General features: G+C 43.2%; 20 protein-coding genes and 5 pseudogenes. 13 read left to right on the plus strand and 12 right to left on the minus strand.

Annotation, left to right across the window (positions count from 1 at the left end; translation table 11 throughout):
* Position 1 precedes the first annotated feature (1 nt).
* Both istA and istB read left to right on the plus strand, forming a co-directional pair.
* Positions 2–1,204: an IS21-like element IS5376 family transposase gene (istA, locus tag QSJ10_RS03940; protein ID WP_053532453.1), complete on the plus strand. Its 1,203-nt coding sequence runs from the start codon at positions 2–4 to the stop codon at positions 1,202–1,204.
* On the plus strand, positions 1,201–1,956 hold the full coding sequence (gene istB / locus QSJ10_RS03945; protein WP_047817696.1) for an IS21-like element IS5376 family helper ATPase IstB: 756 nt from the start codon (positions 1,201–1,203) through the stop codon (positions 1,954–1,956). Before istA ends, istB begins: the two co-directional genes overlap by 4 nt.
* Positions 1,957–2,024: 68 nt before the next feature.
* Here the strand turns inward: istB and QSJ10_RS03950 are convergent, their stop codons facing one another.
* The 3 genes from QSJ10_RS03950 to QSJ10_RS03960 form a co-directional block, all read right to left on the minus strand.
* On the minus strand, positions 2,025–2,423 hold the full coding sequence (locus QSJ10_RS03950) for a hypothetical protein (RefSeq protein ID WP_287136252.1): 399 nt from the start codon (positions 2,421–2,423) through the stop codon (positions 2,025–2,027).
* Between the two features lie 771 nt (positions 2,424–3,194).
* Positions 3,195–4,643, minus strand: coding sequence for an IS66-like element ISBst12 family transposase (locus tag QSJ10_RS03955; RefSeq protein WP_076611637.1), 1,449 nt, complete (start codon positions 4,641–4,643; stop codon positions 3,195–3,197).
* 188 nt (positions 4,644–4,831) lie between these two features.
* On the minus strand, positions 4,832–5,710 hold the full coding sequence (locus tag QSJ10_RS03960) for an IS982-like element ISGsp1 family transposase (RefSeq protein WP_047818946.1): 879 nt from the start codon (positions 5,708–5,710) through the stop codon (positions 4,832–4,834).
* Positions 5,711–6,157: 447 nt separating this feature from the next.
* Between QSJ10_RS03960 and QSJ10_RS03965 the strand changes: the two genes are divergently transcribed.
* Together QSJ10_RS03965 and QSJ10_RS03970 are read left to right on the plus strand one after the other, a co-directional pair.
* Positions 6,158–6,400 carry a TIGR04104 family putative zinc finger protein gene (locus QSJ10_RS03965; RefSeq protein WP_434543313.1) on the plus strand — a complete coding sequence of 81 codons (243 nt, stop codon included), beginning with the start codon at positions 6,158–6,160 and terminating at the stop codon, positions 6,398–6,400.
* Positions 6,401–6,688: 288 nt separating this feature from the next.
* Positions 6,689–6,924: pseudogene (locus QSJ10_RS03970) on the plus strand (transposase); the annotation flags it as partial.
* A gap of 170 nt (positions 6,925–7,094) precedes the next feature.
* On the opposite strand, the gene QSJ10_RS03975 reads toward QSJ10_RS03970, so the two are convergent.
* The 4 genes from QSJ10_RS03975 to QSJ10_RS03990 form a co-directional block, all read right to left on the minus strand.
* Positions 7,095–7,436: a hypothetical protein gene (locus QSJ10_RS03975; RefSeq protein ID WP_108437850.1), complete on the minus strand. Its 342-nt coding sequence runs from the start codon at positions 7,434–7,436 to the stop codon at positions 7,095–7,097.
* Between the two features lie 58 nt (positions 7,437–7,494).
* Positions 7,495–7,716: a transposase gene (locus QSJ10_RS15625; RefSeq protein ID WP_062678809.1), complete on the minus strand. Its 222-nt coding sequence runs from the start codon at positions 7,714–7,716 to the stop codon at positions 7,495–7,497.
* Between the two features lie 588 nt (positions 7,717–8,304).
* On the minus strand, positions 8,305–9,792 hold the full coding sequence (locus QSJ10_RS03985) for a PH domain-containing protein (RefSeq protein ID WP_011886990.1): 1,488 nt from the start codon (positions 9,790–9,792) through the stop codon (positions 8,305–8,307).
* Positions 9,789–10,277, minus strand: coding sequence for a PH domain-containing protein (locus QSJ10_RS03990; RefSeq protein WP_287136228.1), 489 nt, complete (start codon positions 10,275–10,277; stop codon positions 9,789–9,791). Before QSJ10_RS03990 ends, QSJ10_RS03985 begins: the two co-directional genes overlap by 4 nt.
* Before the next feature lie 377 nt (positions 10,278–10,654).
* Between QSJ10_RS03990 and QSJ10_RS15630 the strand changes: the two are divergent.
* Positions 10,655–10,852, plus strand: a pseudogene (locus QSJ10_RS15630) (IS1634 family transposase N-terminal domain-related protein); the annotation flags it as partial.
* A gap of 366 nt (positions 10,853–11,218) precedes the next feature.
* Here QSJ10_RS15630 and QSJ10_RS03995 read toward each other — a convergent pair.
* Positions 11,219–11,491, minus strand: a complete 273-nt coding sequence (locus tag QSJ10_RS03995) for a DUF3986 family protein (protein WP_033026638.1) — start codon at positions 11,489–11,491, stop codon at positions 11,219–11,221.
* A 221-nt stretch (positions 11,492–11,712) separates the two neighbouring features.
* Between QSJ10_RS03995 and QSJ10_RS04000 the strand changes: the two are divergent.
* From QSJ10_RS04000 to QSJ10_RS04010, 3 genes and pseudogenes are all read left to right on the plus strand, one after another.
* Positions 11,713–12,589: pseudogene (locus QSJ10_RS04000) on the plus strand (IS982 family transposase).
* A gap of 662 nt (positions 12,590–13,251) precedes the next feature.
* Entirely contained in the window at positions 13,252–13,524 is a 273-nt protein-coding gene (locus QSJ10_RS04005) for a hypothetical protein (protein WP_015863918.1), read from the plus strand.
* A gap of 122 nt (positions 13,525–13,646) precedes the next feature.
* Positions 13,647–14,299: pseudogene (locus QSJ10_RS04010) on the plus strand (IS5-like element ISGka1 family transposase); the annotation flags it as partial.
* On the opposite strand, the gene QSJ10_RS04015 reads toward QSJ10_RS04010, so the two are convergent.
* Entirely contained in the window at positions 14,209–14,727 is a 519-nt protein-coding gene (locus tag QSJ10_RS04015; protein ID WP_230847126.1) for a YncE family protein, read from the minus strand. The pseudogene QSJ10_RS04010 and the gene QSJ10_RS04015 overlap by 91 nt on opposite strands.
* 50 nt (positions 14,728–14,777) lie before the next feature.
* Between QSJ10_RS04015 and QSJ10_RS04020 the strand changes: the two are divergent.
* From QSJ10_RS04020 to copZ, 5 genes and pseudogenes are all read left to right on the plus strand, one after another.
* Positions 14,778–15,218, plus strand: a pseudogene (locus tag QSJ10_RS04020) (F510_1955 family glycosylhydrolase); the annotation flags it as partial.
* A 109-nt stretch (positions 15,219–15,327) separates the two neighbouring features.
* Positions 15,328–16,056 (plus strand): urease accessory protein UreH domain-containing protein, encoded by a 729-nt coding sequence (locus tag QSJ10_RS04025; RefSeq protein WP_021321436.1) that lies wholly within the window; start codon positions 15,328–15,330, stop codon positions 16,054–16,056.
* A gap of 379 nt (positions 16,057–16,435) precedes the next feature.
* Complete coding sequence (locus QSJ10_RS04030) at positions 16,436–16,747, plus strand: metal-sensing transcriptional repressor (RefSeq protein WP_025948613.1); 312 nt, start codon at positions 16,436–16,438, stop codon at positions 16,745–16,747.
* A gap of 15 nt (positions 16,748–16,762) precedes the next feature.
* Complete coding sequence (locus QSJ10_RS04035; protein WP_053532457.1) at positions 16,763–19,159, plus strand: heavy metal translocating P-type ATPase; 2,397 nt, start codon at positions 16,763–16,765, stop codon at positions 19,157–19,159.
* A 21-nt stretch (positions 19,160–19,180) separates the two neighbouring features.
* A complete protein-coding gene (gene copZ / locus QSJ10_RS04040) occupies positions 19,181–19,384 on the plus strand; it encodes a copper chaperone CopZ (RefSeq protein WP_033015735.1) in 204 nt (67 codons plus the stop codon).
* A 195-nt stretch (positions 19,385–19,579) separates the two neighbouring features.
* On the opposite strand, the gene QSJ10_RS04045 is transcribed toward copZ, so the two are convergent.
* The 3 genes from QSJ10_RS04045 to QSJ10_RS04055 form a co-directional block, all read right to left on the minus strand.
* Complete coding sequence (locus QSJ10_RS04045; protein WP_053532458.1) at positions 19,580–21,157, minus strand: multicopper oxidase family protein; 1,578 nt, start codon at positions 21,155–21,157, stop codon at positions 19,580–19,582.
* Positions 21,158–21,285: 128 nt separating this feature from the next.
* Positions 21,286–22,176, minus strand: a complete 891-nt coding sequence (locus tag QSJ10_RS04050) for a C39 family peptidase (protein WP_033012833.1) — start codon at positions 22,174–22,176, stop codon at positions 21,286–21,288.
* Positions 22,177–22,477: 301 nt separating this feature from the next.
* Entirely contained in the window at positions 22,478–23,926 is a 1,449-nt protein-coding gene (locus tag QSJ10_RS04055; RefSeq protein WP_076611637.1) for an IS66-like element ISBst12 family transposase, read from the minus strand.
* Positions 23,927–23,974: the final 48 nt, after the last annotated feature.

The following is a 23,974-nucleotide window of genomic DNA, read 5'->3' on the forward strand; positions in this document are numbered from 1 at the left end:
CATGATTACGAGAGGGGAATTTTTTATGATCAAAGAGATGTATGAAAGGGGAATGAGTATTTCCGATATTGCGAGGGAATTGGGGATCGATCGGAAAACCGTCCGAAAATATATTCACTCCCCCAATCCTCCTTCCAAATCCAAGCGAAAACAAAGAAAAAGCAAGTTAGATCCATTTAAGCCGTATCTTCAAAAACGAATGTTAGAAGATGGGGTGTTTAATAGCGAAAAGTTGTTTTTTGAAATTCGACAACAGGGCTATACGGGAGGAAAGACGATTTTAAAAGACTATATGAAACCTTTCCGAGAGACGGCGAAAAAGAAATACACCGTTCGTTATGAAACGCTTCCTGGCGAACAAATGCAAGTCGATTGGAAAGAAGTTGGGGAGGTCGTGATCGAAGGGAAAAAAGTCAAGTTATCGCTATTTGTGGCCACGTTAGGCTATTCGCGGATGAAATACGCGGTATTTACGACCAGCCAGGATCAGGAACACTTAATGGAATGCCTGATTCAGAGCTTCAAGTACTTTGGCGGGGTTCCGAAGAAGGTGTTATTTGACAATATGAAGACCGTTACAGACGGGCGAGAACAAGGAGTGGTGAAATGGAATCAACGATTTTCCGAATTTGCGAGTTACTATGGATTTATTCCAAAAGTATGCCGGCCTTACCGGGCCCAGACAAAGGGAAAAGTCGAACGAGCCATTCAGTATATCATGGATCACTTCTATGTGGGGACAGCGTTTGAAAGCATCGAGGAATTAAATTTCCTTCTCCATCGTTGGCTCGATCAAGTGGCGAATCGGAAGCCAAACGCCACTACCGGTATTTCTCCGCAAGAGCGTTGGGCCGAGGAGTCACTCAAGCCTCTTCCGTTGAAAGATTACGATACGAGCTATCTTTCCTATCGGAAGGTGCATTGGGATGGCAGTTTCTCCTACAAAGGGGAACAATGGCTCTTATCGGCGGAGTATGCGGGCAAAGAAATTCTGGTGAAGGAGCGATTAAATGGAGATATTCGATTGTACTTTCGAGGGGAGGAGATTTCTCACGTGGACCAACAGAAAAAAGTGATTTCATTCGCCGAAAAAATAAAAAAGAAACAAACGGAAATGGCCGCCACCATTTCGCCTGTTTCGGTGGAAGTGGATACTCGTCCATTGTCCGTTTATGACGCATTCCTGCGAGGGGAAAGCTCATGAAAGAACGAATACACGAGTATTGCCACCGACTCCATTTGCCTGTCATGGCGGAACGATGGTCCGCCATGGCAGAATACGCCTCTACTCATAATATATCATATTCAGAGTTTTTATTCCGCTTATTAGAGGCAGAAATCGTCGAAAAACAGGCACGATCGATCCAAACGCTCATCAAGCTGTCCAAACTGCCGTATCGCAAGACGATCGATACGTTTGATTTTACCGCGCAGCCTTCGGTGGATGAGCGCCGGATTCGAGAACTGCTTACGTTGTCCTTTATTGACCGGAAAGAAAATATCCTCTTTCTCGGTCCACCGGGTATTGGGAAGACACATCTGGCAATTTCGATTGGAATGGAGGCGATCGCAAGAGGATATAAAACGTATTTTATTACCGCTCACGATTTGGTCAATCAGTTAAGAAGAGCCGACCAGGAAGGAAAGTTGGAGAAAAAGCTTCGTGTCTTTGTGAAGCCAACCGTTCTCATTATTGATGAAATGGGGTATCTAAAACTGGACCCGAACAGCGCTCATTACTTATTTCAAGTGATCGCCCGGCGGTACGAGCATGCCCCGATTATCCTCACCTCCAACAAAAGCTTTGGGGAATGGGGAGAAATCGTGGGAGACTCGGTTTTGGCGACAGCGATGTTAGATCGATTACTGCATCATTCCATCATTTTCAACCTAAAGGGGGAAAGCTATCGATTACGGGAAAAGAGGCTCCAAGAAGAAAAACAGAAGGATCAATGAAAGGTCCTTCTGGGGAATTTTAAACCGGCGATTTTGGGGAAAAAATAATCGGCCTTGACAATTCCCTCCTATTCTAAATATTTAATGGAAGGCAATGGTTCCACCTTACTTGCATAGTAAAAATTCAACACACTAAAGAAGTCTATTGATTTACCTGTTTTTAAATCGACGATTAAAATGTGATCGCCATAGTTAAAATCGTCAGCTTCCAGTCTGCGTGGTGTTTCCTTGCCTAAAGTATCAACAAACGAACTATAGTAGTACGGGTCTGGACCAGATTGATATTGTGATTCGTGGTATGTGAAAAGCGTACCTACATCCAGATATACCATAATTGCAAAATCAGAACTTGCATAACTAGAAGAGTAGGTAATCGGCTCTGAAACAGCAGATATCTTTATATCCGATAGGGAATGCGTTCTTTGCGAATATCCCCCGTTGTATGAGAAATAATATTTTTTTCCCAATCAAGCTGTTCATTATTTCCACTTAAATTCAACACACATTGACCGTTTGTATACACGGAATCATCGCTATATTTTGCAACGAATTTTGTGAAATCTAGCGAAATAAATAGGGCTTCATTAAAATTAGCAGGATTGGAGGCATTCAGTTGAAGTTTGTATGTATCCCCAAAGTCCCTTGTGAAAATACACCTAAAGCATAATCACCTGCTGGAAGATTACTTAACACCATTAATTCTCCCGGTGAACTATAGATGTTAGTGGGATATGCTAATTCATTTTCAAAATCTCCAACATAAAGTTGCAATATAATCAGCGTTTTCTGATAAAATCTGGATACTAACGTTTTTAGGACTAAAGAAAAATAAGTCATTTGGTTCATCTTCTGTTAAATAATCCTCAGTATTTAATATTAAACCACCTACATTATATTGGGATTGAATTTTTGGTATAACGTTTCCAATTTTTGTTTGTTTTTATTTCAGTTTGTGCTTTATCAGTATTTACCGATAGTGATTCATCCGTAAAACCCATACTTTCTTGTAGTTCAATAATTGAATTCATGTTTGGATTTGATACAAGTAATTCATTCGCATAGCTTTTCTGTACTCCAATGGCCGACAAAGTGAAAATTAAAACAAAATTAATGTCTTACCTGGTTTTCCAAAAAATGAATTCATTTCATACTTTACCCCCTAAAGGTAACTATTCACCCCAGTGCTAGTGTATAAAAAAGCCCAGCACAAATAGGGCATTTCGGTCATAGAAAATGCCCTAGGTAGCGGAAAGAACTCGATCGATCGTTTCGCCTGCCAACAGAAGACATAACGAATCCCACACGTTTTTTTCGTGTTTCGTCAGTGTGGAAACGATGCTTCTTGCGATGCAAAACGACTGCGCGAATGTTTCTTCGCGAAATGTACCCGAAATGTTCTCTTTGACTTTAACCATGCGAAGATCGCGTTCGGCTTGGTTGTTGTCAAAGGGAACATGTACTTCACGTAAGAAACGCAGCGCTTCTTCCTTTCGTTTTTGAAGGCGTCGAACAAAAGCGAGTGCTTTTTTCGGAAGAGGCGTCATCGTTTCTAATCGGTGTTGTGCTCTTTCTAGGATGCGATCATACACTCGTTCCCACCGTCTCGCTTCTTCTTCGGAAAGTGCACCGTGATGGGCTTCGACGGCTTGCTTGGCGGCTAACAGAAACGTGGTCATGCGCATCGCCCACGTATGCCCCTGTTCGATGAATCCTTTTAACTCACGCAAATGGTGGGCATGACAAAGGGCATGGGTGGCATGTGTGTATTTCGGATACGTACCGAACGCATCGTGCATCATCGTCCCTTCATATCGGGGAAGAATCCCGATCTCATCGGTCGCTTTTTTTCCACGAGAAGCGTGAGGAGCCAAGTATGTATATCTCGATGTACACGCGACATGCACCCATGCGAGTTTCCCATTGATGCGCAAACTCGTTTCATCGACATGCAGGATGTTGGATTCAAGTAAGGCGTCTTCGATGATGTCCATATTTGATTCCAGCGCTTCGCGTCCTCGTTTCACCATATTGGCAAGGGTTCCTGTACTAATCGAGTGTTGATATAACGCTTCGATTGTATCACTTAAACGCTTGTACGGGATCAATTGGATATGATGTAAATAAACAACGAGCGCCGTGAGCCGTGGACCGTATTGCACATGATTCGTGACATGGGATGGGAATTCGGCTTGTTGCACGCATCGACAATGTGGACACGATTTCACTTCACGTTCATGTTGTGTCACCTCGATCGCCACAGGAGGGACATCAAACACTTGACGGATATCGACTTTGAACGGTTTGACTTCACGCAAAGAAGCTCCACATCCTTGACACGTATGCACACGGTGGACGACACGATGATGTGGATGTTCCACTTGACGGAGCGTCTTCCCCTCATGTCCCTCTTGCCCACCAGGCTTTTTGCCAGACGGCTCGCGGGAGGAACGCTTTTTCTCAAAACGGTCAGAAGATGGGGGCAAATGGCTATTGGAGCTGTTTTTTTTCGTGCGTGCTTCCAGCTCTTGAACACGGTACTTCAGTTGTTCATTTTCTTTGCGTAGCTGTTTGTTTTCGTGACGCAAATGTTCATTTTCTTGAATGAGTTGATGAATGAGCTGTTTTTGTTGTTGAACTTTGCCGATTAAGCTCTCAACTGTAAATACAGCTTGTTGTACCGTCAACATGCGATTCACCTCCTTGTCTATCAATATTCACATCATAGACAAGGAAAGAAGAAAATATTCAGCTCACTTTATGATGTGGCTGAATAGTTACCCCTAAAGTAGTATTTGTTATTATTATCGGTTTTTTAAATAAATAATTTGATAATTATAAGGAATAATTTGAATATACCCGTGGTGCTAGTTGAGCGTCAGCGCTCAACTAGCCCTAGTGTGACCAGGGAATACGCCAACAAGATGCCATCGAGTGCCACTTCAAACCCGGTAATGGAATTCGCTCGAATGTCGGTGATCCGGTATTGGTCTACGAGAATCGAAAACACCGTCTCGATGACTTTGCGTTTTTTCCTGATCCATTCTTCCCATGCCTTGGATGGGCCGTGCTTTTGATTGTGTCGAGACGGTGTCCAGAACGCGGCTTGGTGTTCTTCGTACAGCTTTTCTCGAAGAGCGTGGCTGATGTACCCTTTGTCCCCAAAGTTGTAGGGATGAGGGATTTGAGTCATCACCGTTTCAGCGGCTTTGACGTCGTGGCAGGACGCTTCCGTCACGACATAGCCCATGGCCAGCCCTTGATTGGTCACTTGAAGATGCAGCTTGAAACCGTAGTACCATTGCTTTTTGGAAGCACAATACCCCATATCCGCGATCCCTCGAAATCGCTTGACGCGCTGCATTCTTGCGGGATGGCACAACGGAAGAGGCAAGCTGTCGACGACCGCATAAGCATGGTGTTGGCCACGTTTCGCCAGCTCATGACGGATCCATTTGATGGCGAAACCAAGCGCTCGGCAGCGGCGGTTGTATCGGGAGCGTTCAAGAAACGAGCCGTTTGTGAACAAATTTCCCGTGACAAAACGATGCCAGGCTCGTTCGGAAGAAAAGCCCAGCAGCTTCCCCAAAAGGTGAACCGCCATGACCACTTCGTCTTCTTGCTTGACCAAGTGACGGTTGCGGCGATGAAGATACATTTGAATCAACGACAGTTGGGCAGAAACAAAACAGAAAATAGCGGCATATTGTTTTTGAAGTTTGGCTGGATCTGTAGTAAAATGAAAGTGCTCTTGCATGGGGGATCTCTCCTTTCGAATGTTGGGTGACACTTTCATTCTACTGGAGATCCGCCAGCAAGGGCTATTTTTATGCTTGATCAAGTTTATCTAGCACCACGGGTTTGAATATATTTTTATTGGCTCTTCGGTTTATGTGGTAGAAATATATTTATAATTGTTTTTAAGCAAAACTTATTTCACTAATGGACAGTTTAATTAAAGAAGGAAAAAAGTAATGGAACATGGGATTATTAACAAAAGTGGTATTTATGAATATATATGTAAAAATCTTTTGTGAGAGGTATATGGAGTAAAGAAACAGAAATTTTAATATGAATCTTTAAGAAGGTCAACTTTTGCCATTTCCTAATGTGTCATGGCTGAGAGCGAGAGGAGGGATGGAATATGCCTTCATGTGTAAATTGTAACCGTAAACTTTCGTGGACAGAGGTATTTAAGCAGACGATGCTTGTCAAGAGAGACCCGTTGCGATGTCCAAATTGCAAGCAACAACTATTTTTTACCGCTAAATCGAAAAAGAAATTGTTTCTCGTAGCGGCAACCGTGCCTATCTTGTTAGTGCTTTTAACTTCATTCCAGATTCCAACGACAATCTCTGTTATCACATTAATTGTTTATGCTCTCTTAGTCGTATTGATCGTACCATTTCTTGTCGAGATAACAAACAAAGAAGAGGCTCTGTTCTGAATACAGTAGCCTATTCTTCATGTTCCTAAATCAACAAACAATAATATATTTTATTTTATTTTATTTTTTCATCATTTTTGATATTTTCGGAATAAATGGTCAAGATTAATGAAAAGGTGGCAGCTAAGATAATAATAATAGAAGTTATATCAACATCATTATTAATGACCTGATAAACACCATATCCCATTAATAGAATAGGACTAAAGTAATTAAGAAATTTAGTTTTCATTGATATTATTCCTTCCTATTAATTTCTTCAAAAAATATTTGTTTCCATTTTAGGATGAAGAAATCAAAAATTTCCTCTAAATCGAACAGGCGGAAACATCGAATATGAGAAATGACTATTATCAACGAAATCTAGATACGCAATATGACCGGATTGAAGGTCTTTTTTGGTCCCAAGAAATCGAAATGGGGAATTTTAAACGCAGTTGTTTGCTCCTTGCCAACGTCACACCGGCTGGCTGGAGAAAGCGATCATCAAGATGTATCAAAGTGGCATGAGTACACGTGAGATTGAATTCCAAATAATGCAAAATTCCACAAAAATGTTATAGAAATTGCTCATCTAGGTGGCTTAGTTGTAGAACACTTGGTTATTGAAAAAAACAATAAAAATTACTAAATGAACGCCCTTTTCCAGTTTTTCTTGATTATAATCCGTAAGCTTTATATCCTAAAATTTGATTTAAGTTTCGATTAATCGTTGTACAACAGGTGATTTTTGATGCCCATTTGGATCTAGTATTCCTAATTCACCAGCTCTTTTCAATGCTTGAATAAGGAGTTCACTGTTTCCGTTGCTGCGAAGTTGACGTTCTTCTTCCGCTGACATGTGTATCACATTATCTGGATTAATGGGTTCCGTTGCATTTTCCATCATATTTCTGAAACCTTTACCATCTAAAATAACAACATTATTTTTTTCTTCTAATACATGTCCTTTATATCCATAAAGAGATCGAAGCATCCAAAGTTGACGATTAGAATTAAAATTTGCCATCTGTTCTTGGTTTAATCCACTCAACATTATTCTCACTTCCTTTCCATTTTATTATATCGACTTCATTATGCAAATTTTTATAATTTTAATTCAAAAATTCAATATTTTCGCTCAGCCGTTCCACTCCATTGGTCGTGCGCAGGCGTCGCCGGTAACGATCCGGATAGTCTAGGACAGCCGTAGCGTCTTCAAACTCTTCTTCGAGGATTTGATTCAGAATTTGTTCGAGTAGCTTAGTCAATCCTTGATCTTTCGGCAATAACCCGTGCAAAAGTTCATCATTTACAGGAATATGATATTGGGCCATCGTTGCATACCTCCTTATGTTTGGGGTTCACTGTTTATTTGACCAAAGAGGAAGCAACGTGGCTCTTTTGTTTATTCCCTTTTTACACAATTATACGGACTTAACTTAGGAACCCACATACTACACACCGAAGAAAAATCTGCACAAAACTTGCACAAAATCTGCACAAGAGGCACTTTAACATAATTAATTTATTTAATTTTTATTAACTCTCTTAAACAAAAAACCTTGAAATATCGCGTATTTTCAAGACATATTTAATTTTATTTATCCCATATTTACATAGTTGAATTTCCCCTTCTATTTTGACAGGGTGGAGGTCGCTGGTTCGAGCCCAGTCGGAATCACTAAAGTGGGAAGCTTGAAATCCTTGCATATATCAAGGATTTCAAGCTTTTCGTTTTTTATAGCATTTACTCAAATGACGGTCGTGCCATTTTGGTACCGAAGCATTTTTCGTTTGATTTTGATAGCAGGGCATCGATCTGATTGGATGCTTCCTTTTCAATTAAGATATAAATGGTTAACTATCATGATGTTTTTGAAAAAAATAAAGCAGCATCATTTCATATGCTGCTGGTAGGTGATTTATTTGCTATTCACTTCAACGTAAGAAGGAATCGGACAAGCCTCTTGCTTTAAAGAACTGTACTGTGAATGTGGATCAATCTCCACATCTTTTGTGCGCGCTTCAAACCAAGAGGTGATCAACGGCTGTAGAGAAGAATCGATATCTAATAACGTTGTTACGTGAACCGGGTGTGCACGATTGGTCAGTTTTACACTCATGACACCAAACATTCGCTGTAGCAAAGAACGCTCAAATTGCAATTCAAGCAACTTTGCGCGTTTCGTTACGAGTGTTTCTACTGTAAAGGCACCTGAGCGAAGCTGCACATGTGTATCTTCTAACCGAAACGCTGTATGACGGTATTCTCGAATGCGGTTGATATAAGTAAACACCAACACAATCGCACCAAGAATAAAGAAAAGTGGTTTCCAAAATCCAATGGCAGCAACGAGGCTTGCAAAAATAGGCGGCCGAAGCCAAATCAACTTTTTTGCTTTAGGGGATGCATAATGTGTCATACTACGCAGTTGAAATTCTGGCAGCATGATGGCTATTAATTCATGTGCTTTTTCCGTCGGTAAGTACGGGAAAAATTCATTAAGGTTTTGGTCCTCACTCGGCAAAATTTCCCCTGCTGAAATCAGCTTAATGGTTGTCACACCGAGCAACTTTTGATAGCCGTTTTGTTTGTAAATGACCGCTTGTACTTTGTCTTTACGAATGGAAAAGCTTTGTTTAGAAAGCCAGCCTTTTTGTACATAAATGCGTTCATTGTCCATTGAAATGGTATATTGATAGTAGCTATTAAACGTTTTAAAGACGCCGATACCGACAGCTGCGAATACGGCAAGTAAGACGAGCAAGATGAGCAGCCATCCTGAAAGATGAGACATCACCGTATCTACATTAATGTATTTCTCTGGATGTACATCTGACCATATATTTAAGCCAATAGGAATGATGGCTAAAAAACTGAAAGACAAAAGGGACGCTTTCAAAATATCACGAATGGTAGTAGTAAAAAGAACTTGACGTTCAGATCCATGGATGGCTTCCCCAACCTGTTTCTCTTGATTCCCATTTCGTAAAACATAATCCTCTATCTTGATGCAATCTGCTTTGCTTACAAATTTCAATGTCACATCGCTAGTCGCTTCACCTGTTTCCATTGTGATCGATTGTACGCCAAATAATCGTTGCAAAACATTTGCCTGCGTTTGCACATTCTCAAATTTTTCGCGCGGTATAAATTGCTCTGATTTAGAAAATAGGCCCTTATGTATATGAATACCATCTTCAGCAAATACCACTTTAGTAAATAATGTCTCATAGATACGAAACAGGAAACTGAATCCGAAAACCGCAATCGCACCCCATTGCACAATATTCATGAACATAGAGTTACTACCTGCATTTAGGAATAAAATGAACAGTATAAACAGATTGTTTTTGATAAGGTCTAGCATGTCATAGAATAGTTTTAGCTTGGAATAGCGAAACGTCATCTTTCATCAAGCTCCTTTAAACGGGCAAGCTTCGAAATATCATCGCGGAGCTTTATGGCAACTTCTTCCTTAATATGTGGAATGGTAACGCCGCCTTGCATCGTTTTAATTTCAATGGAGCGGACACCATATTTTCGCATAATGATGCCTTGAATCAATTCAATGGATTGTATTTTTGTCATCGGCACTACAACTTCCACTTTTGTCCAAACCCCGCTTTTAATGTATAAAAAATCATCCGTTAGCCCGTATCGAAACGTTTTATAGTATATCGGTGAGCTTACAAAATACGTCCACGGAATACCAATGATAGTAATGATAAACAGGGCGATCCAAACATACCGTAGCCAGTTCCACCAGTTAAAATAATCTGTGGAAAAATAAAGTCCAGTTATAACGACAAGGGAAATGAGTGATGTAATCAGTTCATTTAAATTGCGCACCTTCATCGCTTTAGGTGAGATTTGTTGATACTGTACTTCCATACGGTTCTCTCCTTTAAGTTGGAAAATTATCCATGCAATTTCACTTACGGTAAGTGATAAAAAAAGTTTCGTTTGAATAAGCTGTGATTGAAATTTTTGTAAAACAGCTATTTCGAAAAGTGAGAGATCTTTGAAGGAAATGTTTTGGGCTATGAGATACATTTTTGCTCTTCGCATAGCCCACAGGATATGAGTTATGAGATGAAAAACCCGAGTTCGACAGTTTTGAGGCCATTTTAGGCAAATGAAAATGGCCAAAATGCTGTTATATCAAAGATTTCGCGATGCGGATCCTAGAAAAAAACACTGAATTTCATAGGCACACGAATTCATAATTTATCCTTTAAAAAAAGCCTAATATCGCTTATAATATAGGCATGTACATACGACGAGTGACACGCAAAAACAAAGACGGAACGACTGTGACGGATCCCCATCTTGCTCATAATGAATGGGATCCAAAGGCCAAATAGGCGAAAGCGAAGGTGATGGATTCGTTCGGTCGCGAAGATGAAGTGGATCGCGCCGTCTTGGAGCGTCTGGCCAAAAGCATTTCGCGATTCCTTTCCCCTGACTCATGAATCGTGGCCGAAAGTAAGAGACGAATGCGAGTGTCTCATGCTTGGACATTTTTCTTCAAAAAACGGCGACCTTTATCAACGAACAGAACTGACGGCCAAACAAGCGCTATTCCTTGCGGCTCTAGGGCTGGAACCTCCTCCAAAGATTCTAGGCATCCACCCTCGCGCCTAGATACACGCCCGAAGTGTGCCCAAATGCCTCCGATCCCTTTTGTATCAAGGGGCGAGAGGCATTTTGTTTGCCTAGTGACTGTCGAACTCGGGTATACGATTAGAATTGAAAAATGCCCCAAGTGTTTTTCATCACTTGGGGCATGGATTGAAGTTACGTTAGCAAATTCGTTCCTTATTTCTTATATTTTATATTATATTATTTGCTTTTAACCATTCTTCAAATAGCTTACTTCCGACTTCATAAGATAAATCATCTGCATCAACAGTAAAAATCTTGTAACCATATTTTTCATGGAAATCATACTTATCTAATATTTTTTTAACTAATGTAGTATCTTGTTCATTATCTAAAAAAACTACCCATTTATTTTCATTCTGAATTTTATATGCGACTGCTTCTAAATCAACATTGTTCTCATAATATCCTAAATGAAGATGCTGATTTGGATCAAATTTCACGTTTATTCACTCCCTATAATTGATTTGATTACCATATGAAGTGATGTTTTTTCATATTAGGAGCTACATGATAATGTAGATAAGGTCCTTTTCCGTCAATATAATGATAATCTAATCTAAAACCCGTGGTGCTAGATAAACTCAAACAAGCATAAAAATAGCCCTTGCATGAGGATCTCCTTAAAATGAAAGTGCAACCAAACATTGAAAGGAGAATCCCTATGCAAGAGCACTTTCATTTTACTACAGATCAAGCAAAGATTCAAAAGCAATATGCCGCCATTTTCTTTTTTGTCTCTGCCCAACTGTCATCGATTCAGATGTACCTACAGCGTCGCAACCGCCATTTGGTCAAGCAAGAGGACGCTGTCATCATCGCCATTCATCTTTTAGGAAAGCTGCTCGGTTTTACTTCTGAACGGGCGTGGCATCGTTTTGTCACGGGAAATTTGTTCACAAACGGCTCGTTTCTTGAACGCTCCCGATACAACCGCCGTTGCCGGGCGCTTGGCTTCACCATCAAATGGATCGCCGTCGTGAGCAAAACGCGGCCAACATCATACCTATGCCGTCGTGGACAGCTTGCCGCTCCCATTGTGCCATACGGCAAGAATGCATCGCGTCAAACGGTTTCAAGAGATCGCCGACATCGGGTATTGCGCTTCCAAAAAGCAATGGTACTACGGGTTGAAGCTGCACCTTCAAGTGACCGATCAAGGGCTGCCAATGGGGTATGTGGTGACGGAAGCATCTTGCCACGATCGAATCGCAGCCGAAAGCGTGATGACCCAAATTCCCCACCCGTATAACTTCGGGGACAAAGGATTCATTAGCCGTGACTTGCAAAAAAGGCTGTACGAAGAATACCAAATGGCGCTTTGGACTCCGTCTCGAAAAAACCAGAAACATCGTGCGTCTGAGACATGGGAGCAGTGGATCCAACAAAAACGCAAAGTGATCGAGACGGTGTTCTCGGTTCTGGTTGACCACTATCGCATCACGGGGATCCGAGCCAATTCGATTATCGGATTTGAAGTGGCACTAGACGGTATATTGTTAGCTTATTCCCTGGTTACACTTGGGCTAGTTGAGCGCTAAAGCTCAACTAGCACCACGGGTAAATAAATGTTTCTATGGAGTACAGCTATTCATTACTTAGCACTACATTTCATTTCTAGTGGAAAGGATGGTTAGCAATGTCTACATGGAATAGAATTGAATCAGGAATTAAACAAGGATTAAAGGATGTAGCGGCTTCGTATGGAATTGATTGGAGTGGTGCTGCTAATACTGCTATATACATGCAACGAAAAAGTTTAACATATCATTGACGGAAAAGTCGCTTATCCACTTTTCGACTGGCGGTGACCGAACAATCACCCGCTTCGCAGCCCCATACATGGTTCCGGAAGCGGCATTGTTCGCTCGCCCGACAGTCGATCCAATCGCTCTGTAAAAACTACAAATGTTAAAGATTCAAATTGCACCTATATAGTAAGGTAGGTCCGGCTGTTGGGGGAGGGATTAAGGGAGCTAAAAATGCACGAGCAGAAGTAGAAATGCGTATTTCTAAAGCAGAAACACGATTAGAAGTTGGAAGGATCGAAAAAGCAGCAACACAAATGGTAGCCAAAGGAGCAGCTAAAGGAGCGATTAAAGCGATAGGAATATGGGGATTCATACCTGACATAGCCATATTTGCGAATGGTTTTAGAAAAGGGTACTCAACTGCGGGCAACTAGCAACTAGGAGGGCTTATAGTGGGAGCTTACGAAATAAACGGAATTTTCCTCGTGGTCTTTATCTATTTTCTACTGTTTCGCATCATCAAGACGAAAGACACCGATTATGTTTATGCAATCATCCCTACATTACTGGGATTTATGCTTGTTTATACACCTATTTCTGACTTTATCGAACCTTATATAGCTACCTTAGTAATTGTGGTTGTGGCTATATTATGTTTTGCCATTTTCATTAGATTACAGGTCAAAGAAATTAAAGGTAAATTGCGAAGTAGAAAGGATACGTAAGAACTATTGGGTACCGTCAAGAATTTTGTGTAATGCAAGATGGATAGAAGGCCGGTGAAAAAGTACACCCTGAGGCAGGGATTTAGGGGGCTTATGTCGAAAAAGGAAGAAAAATCGTTGGAATGGAGCGTGAGCGGATCATGAAAGCCCCCAAAAACCCTTCGACTCAGCCTCGTCTGTTTCAAGTCATCGACATGGAAGAACTCGTTCCTCCACATCATATCTTGCGCCAAATCAACAAAGCGGTTGACTTTTCCGTCATTCACGATTGGGTGGCTCCCCTGTACACGGAAAAAACGGGTCGCCCGGCGGCGGATCCGGAACGGCTGCTTCGCCTAATGCTGCTCTCGTATTTGTTCGACCACTCTGAGCGGGAGTTGTATGAGATCCTCCCCATGCATGCCGGATACTTGTGGTTTTGCGGTCTCGACTTTGAATCCGTGCTCCATCCGGATCCTCATCACCCCACACTGCCGGATCGAACGACGCTCGTCAAAACACGGAACGCTGGCGCCAACATGGAATCTTTGACCGGCTGATGACCTATGTGGTGGATCAATGCATCGCGGCGGGGTTGGTCTCGCCGGATGTCCATGCGGCGGCTGACGGCACCCAAGTGCGGGCGAATGCCTCGATCCACAGCTTGCGGGAGGTCAAGCTCGCTCCGGTGGAGACGTTGGAAGACTATCTGGCCCGCACTGCCCGGGAAGATGAACAGACCGAGGCCCGGGATCCGGATGACGACCCACCCTCTCCGTCTCCAAAATCAGGGGAATTTTCAGTAAACACGATATGGGCGGGATGGTGTCCCACTTCCACTTTTTTGATTAATTCATTCGTTTCCGTATCATAAAACAACGCCATTCCTTTCATATCCATCGACTGGTCATGCCCGTGTTGCATGGCCGGAACTAACGTAGCGCCGAGAATAGCTCCGTCGGGAGAAACTTGGACGTTATGGACCGCGCCGTCGACTTTGATCGTTCCGACCACTTTGTTTGTTCTCGCATCAATTTTTGAAATGCTTCCGCCCTCGTTGGCAGTAAAGTAGAATTTGTTCGTTTCTTGTGTTTGTTCAAGGGCGGCTGGCTGCCCATTTTTCTCTGGTTCGGTTTTGTCTTGAGGGGAATTGGCTGCGCACCCCCCGAGAACAAACGCCAACATCGCCAATAACGATAACCATACAATCGCGGTTTTGCGCATGAGCGGTTTTCTCCTTTTGCTTTAGAATTTAGGTTGAGTCTACCGACATGAATGACGGCAAAACGTGGTCGCCAAGTCAATTGAATGGCCTGCCGCAAACGGCAGCGAGAACGATTGTGGCTCACCCAACGGATGAAAATATGGTCGGGATTAGTACAGCCGAGGGAGTTTTCATTTCGAGAGATAACGGGAATACGTTTGAACGGTTTACGAGAAAAATTGATACGACGACATTTATGTTTCAAGAAAAGTCGGTTGTATTTGCAGCTGTAGAGAATGATCAGTCTATACTCATCAAACAATCATTAGACACAAAACACGAAGAAGTTCTTGCTGTTCCGCCATTGGATGAAAAAGATCATATCATGTATATAACTTCTAATCCAGCAAACGACAAAGAAATTGTGATCGTTACAATGAACGGGGATATTTTTATGACAAAAAATAACGGTGAAAGCTGGACAAAACTAGCATCAGAAGGGGAAATATAGGGACATGCGGGCGCATGTCTTTTTGTTTGCCTAAAAATATATCGCTCCATAATTTTTGCAAAATTCACTGCTACAATATAAGTAACGGATGGAGAGGGTGAGAAGAAGAGTGTATTCATTCCTAAGCCAAATCAGCAACCTGCTGAGCCAGCCGTTTCTGAATATGGCCAACAGCACAACAGCGCTTCCTGTTTTGTCAGCGTTTCTTCTTGGCATCGTCGGAGCGATGGCTCCGTGCCAGCTGACTAGCAACTTAGGAGCAATCACGTTGTACAGCAACCAATCTCTGCAAAAGGGGATCGCTTGGAAAGAACTGCTTTTATTTATTTTCGGAAAGGTCATCGCTTTTTCCGGGTTAGGCTTGATCGTCTGGTTGATGGGGAAGGAGATTCAAAGTACACTGACACTATACTTTCCATGGTTAAGAAAGCTGATTGGCCCGATTCTTGTTCTCGTAGGCTTGTATTTGTTAGGGCTTTTTAAAATGTATTGGAATGTCACTTTGTTCAGAGTGCCGAAGGGATGGGCAAAAGGAAAAATCGGTTCGTTTTTCATGGGATTTGGCTTTTCGTTGGCTTTTTGTCCAACGATGTTTGTTCTATTTTTTGTTACTCTAATGCCTCTCGTATACTCAACGTCTTATGGAGTGTTGTTGCCGAGCGTCTTTGCCGTCGGAACTTCTGTACCGGTTATTTTCTTCATCCTCATCCTTTGGTACTTAGGATTGAGCGGTGCTGTCATGAAAAAAGGAAGACGGGTAGGGAAGCTCATTCAGCAAACCGCTGGAATTGTGATGGTATTGCTTGGCGTGTTCGATACCATCACTTATTGGTTTTAAAGAAGATGATGCAGTAACAATGTTTGGAAGAACGTTTCAAGATGGTTAGGGTGATGTAGTTATAGTTGTATTTTTTTCGTCGCAACGAAGAATCCTTTCTAATACCGATAGAAATATGAATTTTGGGGGAATGGATATTGCAATTCGGCAATATAGTCGTTCAGGGCGAAAATCTTTTGCTGATCAGCGGCTTATTGATCAGTTATGTCATGTTTTATTATGGTATTAAAGTATTAAAATTGTGAATTTTTTGTGGAAATCAGTTTTTTCCTGCACAGGTATTGATTACGGTTTTGTGGTGAACATGATTTGTAGAGGGGATCTCTGTTGCGTTTTATACCCATTACCGGTATAATGTAATTAAAAGAGGTGATGTTTGATGAACCATTATGAAGATCATAATATGGATAAAAAAATGGTTCCACGAACGGAACAGGAAATCGAAAGCATTATCAAGCGCTTGAAGCGCATTGAAGGACAAGTGCGCGGTGTGCAAAAAATGGTGGAGGACAATCGTTATTGTATTGATATTTTAGTGCAAATTTCAGCGATCAGAGCGGCGTTGAACCAAGTCGGGCTGCAGCTGCTTGAACGCCACGTGAGCCATTGCGTGGCGAAAGCGATCCGTGAAGGGAGCGGAGACGAATCGATTCGCGAATTGATGGATGTGATGAAACAATTTTCGAAGTAAGGGAGGGAAAGGGAAATGGGAGAGCCGAAAACCGTGACGCTGAAGGTGACGGGCATGACATGCGCCGCGTGCGCCAATCGGATTGAGAAAGTATTAAATAAGATGGACGGCGTCAAAGCCCATGTCAATTTGGCCACGGAAAAAGCCACGATTCAATACGATCCATCAAAACAAACGATCGCCGATATCGAAACGAAAATTGAGAATTTGGGGTATGGCGTTGCGACGGAAAAAGTGACGCTTGATATTGAAGGAATGACATGTGCGGCCTGTGCGACGCGGATTGAAAAAGGGTTAAATCGGATGGAAGGTGTGACAAGCGCTGCTGTCAACTTGGCGACAAACAGCGCGGTGGTCGAATACAAGGAGGGTGTTGCATCTGTCGAAGAAATTTTAGAAAAAATCAAAAAGCTTGGGTACAAGGGGCAGATTCGAAACGAAGAACAAGACGATGCTGGCCGGAAAGAAGAGCGGCTTAAACAAAAACAACGGCAACTCGCTATTTCTATCATCTTATCGTTGCCGCTGCTCTATACGATGTTTGCCCATATGCCGTTTGATATGGGCTTGCCGATGCCGCAGCTCTTGATGAATCCGTGGTTTCAGCTTCTTTTCGCTACACCGGTTCAGTTCTACATCGGCGGTCCTTTCTATGTCGGGGCGTACCGGGCGTTACGAAATAAGAGCGCGAACATGGACGTCCTAGTGGCGCTTGGAACATCGGCCGCGTACGTTTACAGCTTGTACGAAGCTTTTCGGACGCTTGGGAATCCTGACTATATGCCGAGACTGTATTTTGAAACAAGCGCCGTCTTGATTACGCTTGTGCTTGTCGGCAAATACTTTGAGGCTCTTGCGAAAGGGAGAACAACAGAAGCGATCTCGAAGCTAGTCAGCCTTCAGGCAAAGGAAGCGACTGTCATCCGTAATGGGGAAGAAATAAAAGTTCCGCTCGAGGAAGTGGTGATCGGCGATACGATCGTTGTCAAGCCAGGAGAAAAAATCCCGGTGGACGGTACGGTCATCGCCGGGGCATCTTCCGTAGATGAATCGATGATTACCGGTGAATCGATCCCGGTTGATAAAAAGGAAGGCGACTATGTGATCGGGGCGACGATGAATACGAATGGCGTACTGACCATTCGTGCCGAAAAAGTCGGAAAAGATACCGCGCTGGCCAATATCATTAAAATCGTTGAAGAGGCGCAAGGGTCGAAAGCCCCGATTCAGCGGATGGCGGATACCATTTCCGGCATTTTCGTACCGATTGTTGTCGGAATTGCGGTTGTTTCCTTTCTAATCTGGTACTTCTTCGTTGCGCCGGGTGATTTGGCCAAAGCTCTTGAGGTGGCCATCGCTGTTCTTGTCATCGCGTGCCCTTGTGCGCTCGGTTTGGCCACACCGACATCGATTATGGTCGGTACAGGAAAAGGGGCAGAACAAGGAATTCTCTTTAAAGGAGGTGAGTACCTAGAGGGAACGCATCAAATCAATGCCGTATTACTCGATAAAACAGGAACCGTGACAAAAGGAAAACCGGAAGTCACCGATGTGCTAGCCTTCCGCGAGGACATGCTCGATTATGCGGTTTCCGCAGAGAGCGCTTCGGAGCATCCGCTGGCTCATGCGATTGTGGAATACGGGAAGAAACAAGCGATTTCGCTGAAGCCATTGGAGCACTTCTCCGCCATTACCGGCCACGGAATTGAAGCGGTCATTGACGGAAAAAGCATCCTTATTGGGACGCGAAAATTGATGAAGGAACGCTCTGTAGCGATTTCTGTGCATGAAGATAAAATGGTAGAGCTTGAAAAACAAGGGAAAACAGTGATGCTCGTTGCCATCGATGGACAGCTTGCCGGCATCATTGCTGTCGCGGATACGGTAAAAGAAAGCTCCAAAGAAGCAATTCAAACATTAAAACAAATGGGCATCGATGTCTATATGGCAACAGGGGACAATCAACGGACAGCGGAAGCGATCGCCAATGAAGTCGGCATTGAGCATGTGTACGCCGAGGTGCTCCCGGAAGACAAAGCGAACACCGTCGAGGAATTGCAAAAGCAAGGAAAACGTGTGGCGATGGTCGGTGATGGAATTAATGACGCTCCAGCTCTGGCCAAAGCGGATATTGGGATGGCGATTGGCACGGGAGCTGATGTCGCCATCGAGACCGCGGACGTGACCTTGGTCGGCGGCGATTTGCGCCATATCCCGAAAGCCATTGAGTTGAGCCGCAAAACGATGAAAAACATTCGGCAAAATCTGTTCTGGGCGTTGTTTTATAATACGATTGGCATTCCGGTCGCCGCTTTCGGATTATTGGAGCCATGGATCGCGGGAGCGGCGATGGCATTCAGCTCTGTATCGGTTGTGACAAACGCGCTTCGTTTGAAACGCGTGAAACTATAAACATTCAAGGAGGAATGGACGATGACCATTACATTACAAGTACAAGGAATGACATGCGGACATTGCAAAGCAGCGGTGACCAATGCCCTTCAAGCGTTGGATGGCGTCGGCCGTGTAGAAGTGCATTTGCAAGAAGGAACTGTCGATGTGGAGTATGATGAAACAAAGGTCAGCGTAGAAAAACTGAAAGAAGCGATTGAAGAGCAAGGATATGATGTGAAATAACATACGGAAGGTGCCCCGAAGTGATGACGGGGCACTTTTTTATCTAGAACGTAGCGGGTCTCGGCTGGGGAAAGTTTTTTCTCTTCTTGAAGAATATCGAGAAAGCGAGATGTTATAATGAAAGTAACAAGCGCGGAAAAAAAGAGGGACTGACCCAAAACGCATTTGTGTTTTGGGTCAGCCCCTTCAGCTTTTTTATTCACCTTTATTCGTTGTGTCATTCGGATCTGGGGTATAGTCCGATTTGTAATCGGTATATTTTACTTGTGTGACCATTCCGGCTGAAGCATGGTGCAAGTCATGGCAATGGAACATCCAATTTCCCGGATTATCCGCTTTAAACGCGACGACATATTCTTCACCAGGGTTTACATTTAAGGAATCCTTTATCAATGGAGAGCCTGTGACCGGCTTGCCGTTTTTGCTTAACACTTGGAAGAAATGGCCGTGTAAATGCATCGGATGTACATCCGTAGGTGAATTGTTCACGATTTTTACTTTTACGAAATCTCCTGTCTTCACATGAATAGGCGCTGTGTCAGGATACGTTTTCCCATTAATCGTGAAAATCATGCCATTTTTGCCCATGGCCGTTCCTAAATCCATTGTATACTCTACATCATATTTTTGGTCTAACGTAAATGGACCTGTCTCATATTTTCCGTATTTTGTAATATCTACCACAGGGAGATTTTCTTTTGCGTTCGCTTTGTCCGTATTGTTTGCTTGTCCTTCGTATTGAATTTTCACTTTCATGCCATCGGTACCTTTCATATTTCCGTGACATTCTAGTAACCATTCACCCGGGTTATTGGCGATAAACTCAATGTCGTAGCGCTCACCCGGAGCAATACTTAAAAGTTCATCTTTGATTGGTTGCGGATCTTTTAACGGCTGCCCGTCAGTTGCGACAATTTTAAACTCATGACCATGCAGGTGAAGTTTGTGGGCCATGTATCCTGCGTTTACAAGGCGAAGCCGCACCTTTTCGCCTTTCTTCACTTTTAAAGGTTTGACAGCGGAACCGCTTTTCCCGTTAATCGTGAAAATATCATACATATTCATATCATGGCCCATGCTGCTCATATCCATTTGTTGATTATCAGAGCTATTTCCATTATTCATATTACTATGATCCATTCCACTCATATCCATATTTCCTTCATCCGGATTGCTCATCCATTCATCTAACACAAGTGTATAATCTCGATCTACTTTTTCTTCATTTTTCGGTTCTACGATTAATGTACCGTATAATCCCTTGTCCACTTGCTCGGCGCTTTTTTGATGGGAATGATAAAAATACGTTCCCGGCACGGTTGCTGTAAATTCATACGTAAACGTTTCACCCGGTTTAATGGCGTCCATCGTGACACCCGGTACTCCATCTTGGTTATTTGGAACAGGGTAGCCGTGCCAGTGAATCGTGATCGGTTCTGGCAATTCATTTTTTAAAACAATTTTCACATTATCCCCTTGCTTTACGCGGATTTGCGCACCGGGTACCGATCCATTGTACGTGTAGACCGGGAGTTTGACTTGATCGTTGATTTGTAATAACGCTTCCTTCGCAGTAAGGTGAATTTCTTTCCCGGATAATACTTCTGTATTGGTTGCCAAAGGTAATTGCTGCTTGCTCGTTTCAGCGGAAGTATTTTCTTTTTCCATATTCATGCCGGACATGTCGTGTCCCTGCATGGAAGATGGATTTGAGCAAGCTGCGCCAATCGCTGCTACTCCTGCGAAAATGGCGCCAAGCAGCCATTTTTTCATGTCGTTTTCCCTCCTTAAGCTTGTAGTGGGAGATGCAATGATATGATAAAAAATAGATGTGCAAAATGTATGGAGAAAATCGTTCAACTGAAATGTAAAAAAGGCAAGCGATTCGGATTCACCGATGTCTAACGGTGGTAGGTAATCGCCTGCCGTCCCATTTGAACCCAAGCGTCGATAAAGTCTTGTTTCGGCGCTTTTTGGTTTTTGACAGCGGTCAATGGATCATTGAAATAAATGTACTGCTCATCGTATCCCGTAATGAGCACCGCGTGTTCCCGGTACGTGATTTTGATCGGGCCTTGCGGGGTTTGCCATTCCCGAAAGGCAGAGGGAGGAAGAGGACGAAAGGTGGTGTTGGTGATCACCCAAACCGGTGTGCCTTTGGCCAAGTATGTATAGATGTTCTCAAACGATTGCCCTGTTAAGTCGATGATTTGGTTAGGCAAGTACCGCTCAGCCAACTGCTTGATCGGCTTATGGTACACGCCGTATCCAGGCTTCGATAACGTATACATATCGCCGACAAACCCTTCATTTGGGTGGCCGTAAAACACTTGGCCATTTCGCACTTGATACGGAGTAGGATTTTTCTTGATTTGTTTCGCCAACGTCATCTTATCGACGCGAATGCCGGCATGATTCAAGAGCATGGCCAAGCTGGTTACTTCGCATCCCCTCGGCAGTTCCGGAAGCTGAGACAAAAGGGGGGCGTCAATCAGGACGGATGTCCTTAGCGCTTGTTTCTTTGAAGAGGCAACTGATCGATTCGCCTCCTTTGCTTGATTGCTGGGGGACGGATTGGTTTCTCTGCTGTTTCTGTTCTGTATGAAGGCTTTGATGGCATCGCCTGTCTGGGCCGAACTTGCATAATAGGATAATGAGGCGGCCAATAGCAAGAAACAGGACATATACAATCCGAGCGACAGTTGATCCATCCTCCCGTTTAGAGGTCTTCTCAAGAGAACAAAACAAAGGGAAACGATGAGAAAAGTCAAAAAAAGGATAAACGCTAACAAGCCATTCTCAACTCCTTTATAACACGTGTGTGTTTTTATCGTAACAGATCGATGTGCAAAAATGGTGAAATTCACACTTTCTCCATATTTTATCGTTAATATTATGAGAAACTGAAAATCTTGCAAGCAGTTTTCCTGAAAAAATGGAAACAGATTGTTTTTGAAACTTGATGTTGTGTACGATAGAATGAAAGTGTCTTTGTATAAATCATTTTAGTTTTAAACAAAGTAACTATTCACCCCAGTGCTAGTGTATAAAAAAGCCCAGCACAAATAGGGCATTTCGGTCATAGAAAATGCCCTAGGTAGCGGAAAGAACTCGATCGATCGTTTCGCCTGCCAACAGAAGACATAACGAATCCCACACGTTTTTTTCGTGTTTCGTCAGTGTGGAAACGATGCTTCTTGCGATGCAAAACGACTGCGCGAATGTTTCTTCGCGAAATGTACCCGAAATGTTCTCTTTGACTTTAACCATGCGAAGATCGCGTTCGGCTTGGTTGTTGTCAAAGGGAACATGTACTTCACGTAAGAAACGCAGCGCTTCTTCCTTTCGTTTTTGAAGGCGTCGAACAAAAGCGAGTGCTTTTTTCGGAAGAGGCGTCATCGTTTCTAATCGGTGTTGTGCTCTTTCTAGGATGCGATCATACACTCGTTCCCACCGTCTCGCTTCTTCTTCGGAAAGTGCACCGTGATGGGCTTCGACGGCTTGCTTGGCGGCTAACAGAAACGTGGTCATGCGCATCGCCCACGTATGCCCCTGTTCGATGAATCCTTTTAACTCACGCAAATGGTGGGCATGACAAAGGGCATGGGTGGCATGTGTGTATTTCGGATACGTACCGAACGCATCGTGCATCATCGTCCCTTCATATCGGGGAAGAATCCCGATCTCATCGGTCGCTTTTTTTCCACGAGAAGCGTGAGGAGCCAAGTATGTATATCTCGATGTACACGCGACATGCACCCATGCGAGTTTCCCATTGATGCGCAAACTCGTTTCATCGACATGCAGGATGTTGGATTCAAGTAAGGCGTCTTCGATGATGTCCATATTTGATTCCAGCGCTTCGCGTCCTCGTTTCACCATATTGGCAAGGGTTCCTGTACTAATCGAGTGTTGATATAACGCTTCGATTGTATCACTTAAACGCTTGTACGGGATCAATTGGATATGATGTAAATAAACAACGAGCGCCGTGAGCCGTGGACCGTATTGCACATGATTCGTGACATGGGATGGGAATTCGGCTTGTTGCACGCATCGACAATGTGGACACGATTTCACTTCACGTTCATGTTGTGTCACCTCGATCGCCACAGGAGGGACATCAAACACTTGACGGATATCGACTTTGAACGGTTTGACTTCACGCAAAGAAGCTCCACATCCTTGACACGTATGCACACGGTGGACGACACGATGATGTGGATGTTCCACTTGACGGAGCGTCTTCCCCTCATGTCCCTCTTGCCCACCAGGCTTTTTGCCAGACGGCTCGCGGGAGGAACGCTTTTTCTCAAAACGGTCAGAAGATGGGGGCAAATGGCTATTGGAGCTGTTTTTTTTCGTGCGTGCTTCCAGCTCTTGAACACGGTACTTCAGTTGTTCATTTTCTTTGCGTAGCTGTTTGTTTTCGTGACGCAAATGTTCATTTTCTTGAATGAGTTGATGAATGAGCTGTTTTTGTTGTTGAACTTTGCCGATTAAGCTCTCAACTGTAAATACAGCTTGTTGTACCGTCAACATGCGATTCACCTCCTTGTCTATCAATATTCACATCATAGACAAGGAAAG

The organism is Geobacillus stearothermophilus ATCC 12980 (assembly GCF_030369615.1).
Lineage (GTDB): Bacteria > Bacillota > Bacilli > Bacillales > Anoxybacillaceae > Geobacillus > Geobacillus stearothermophilus.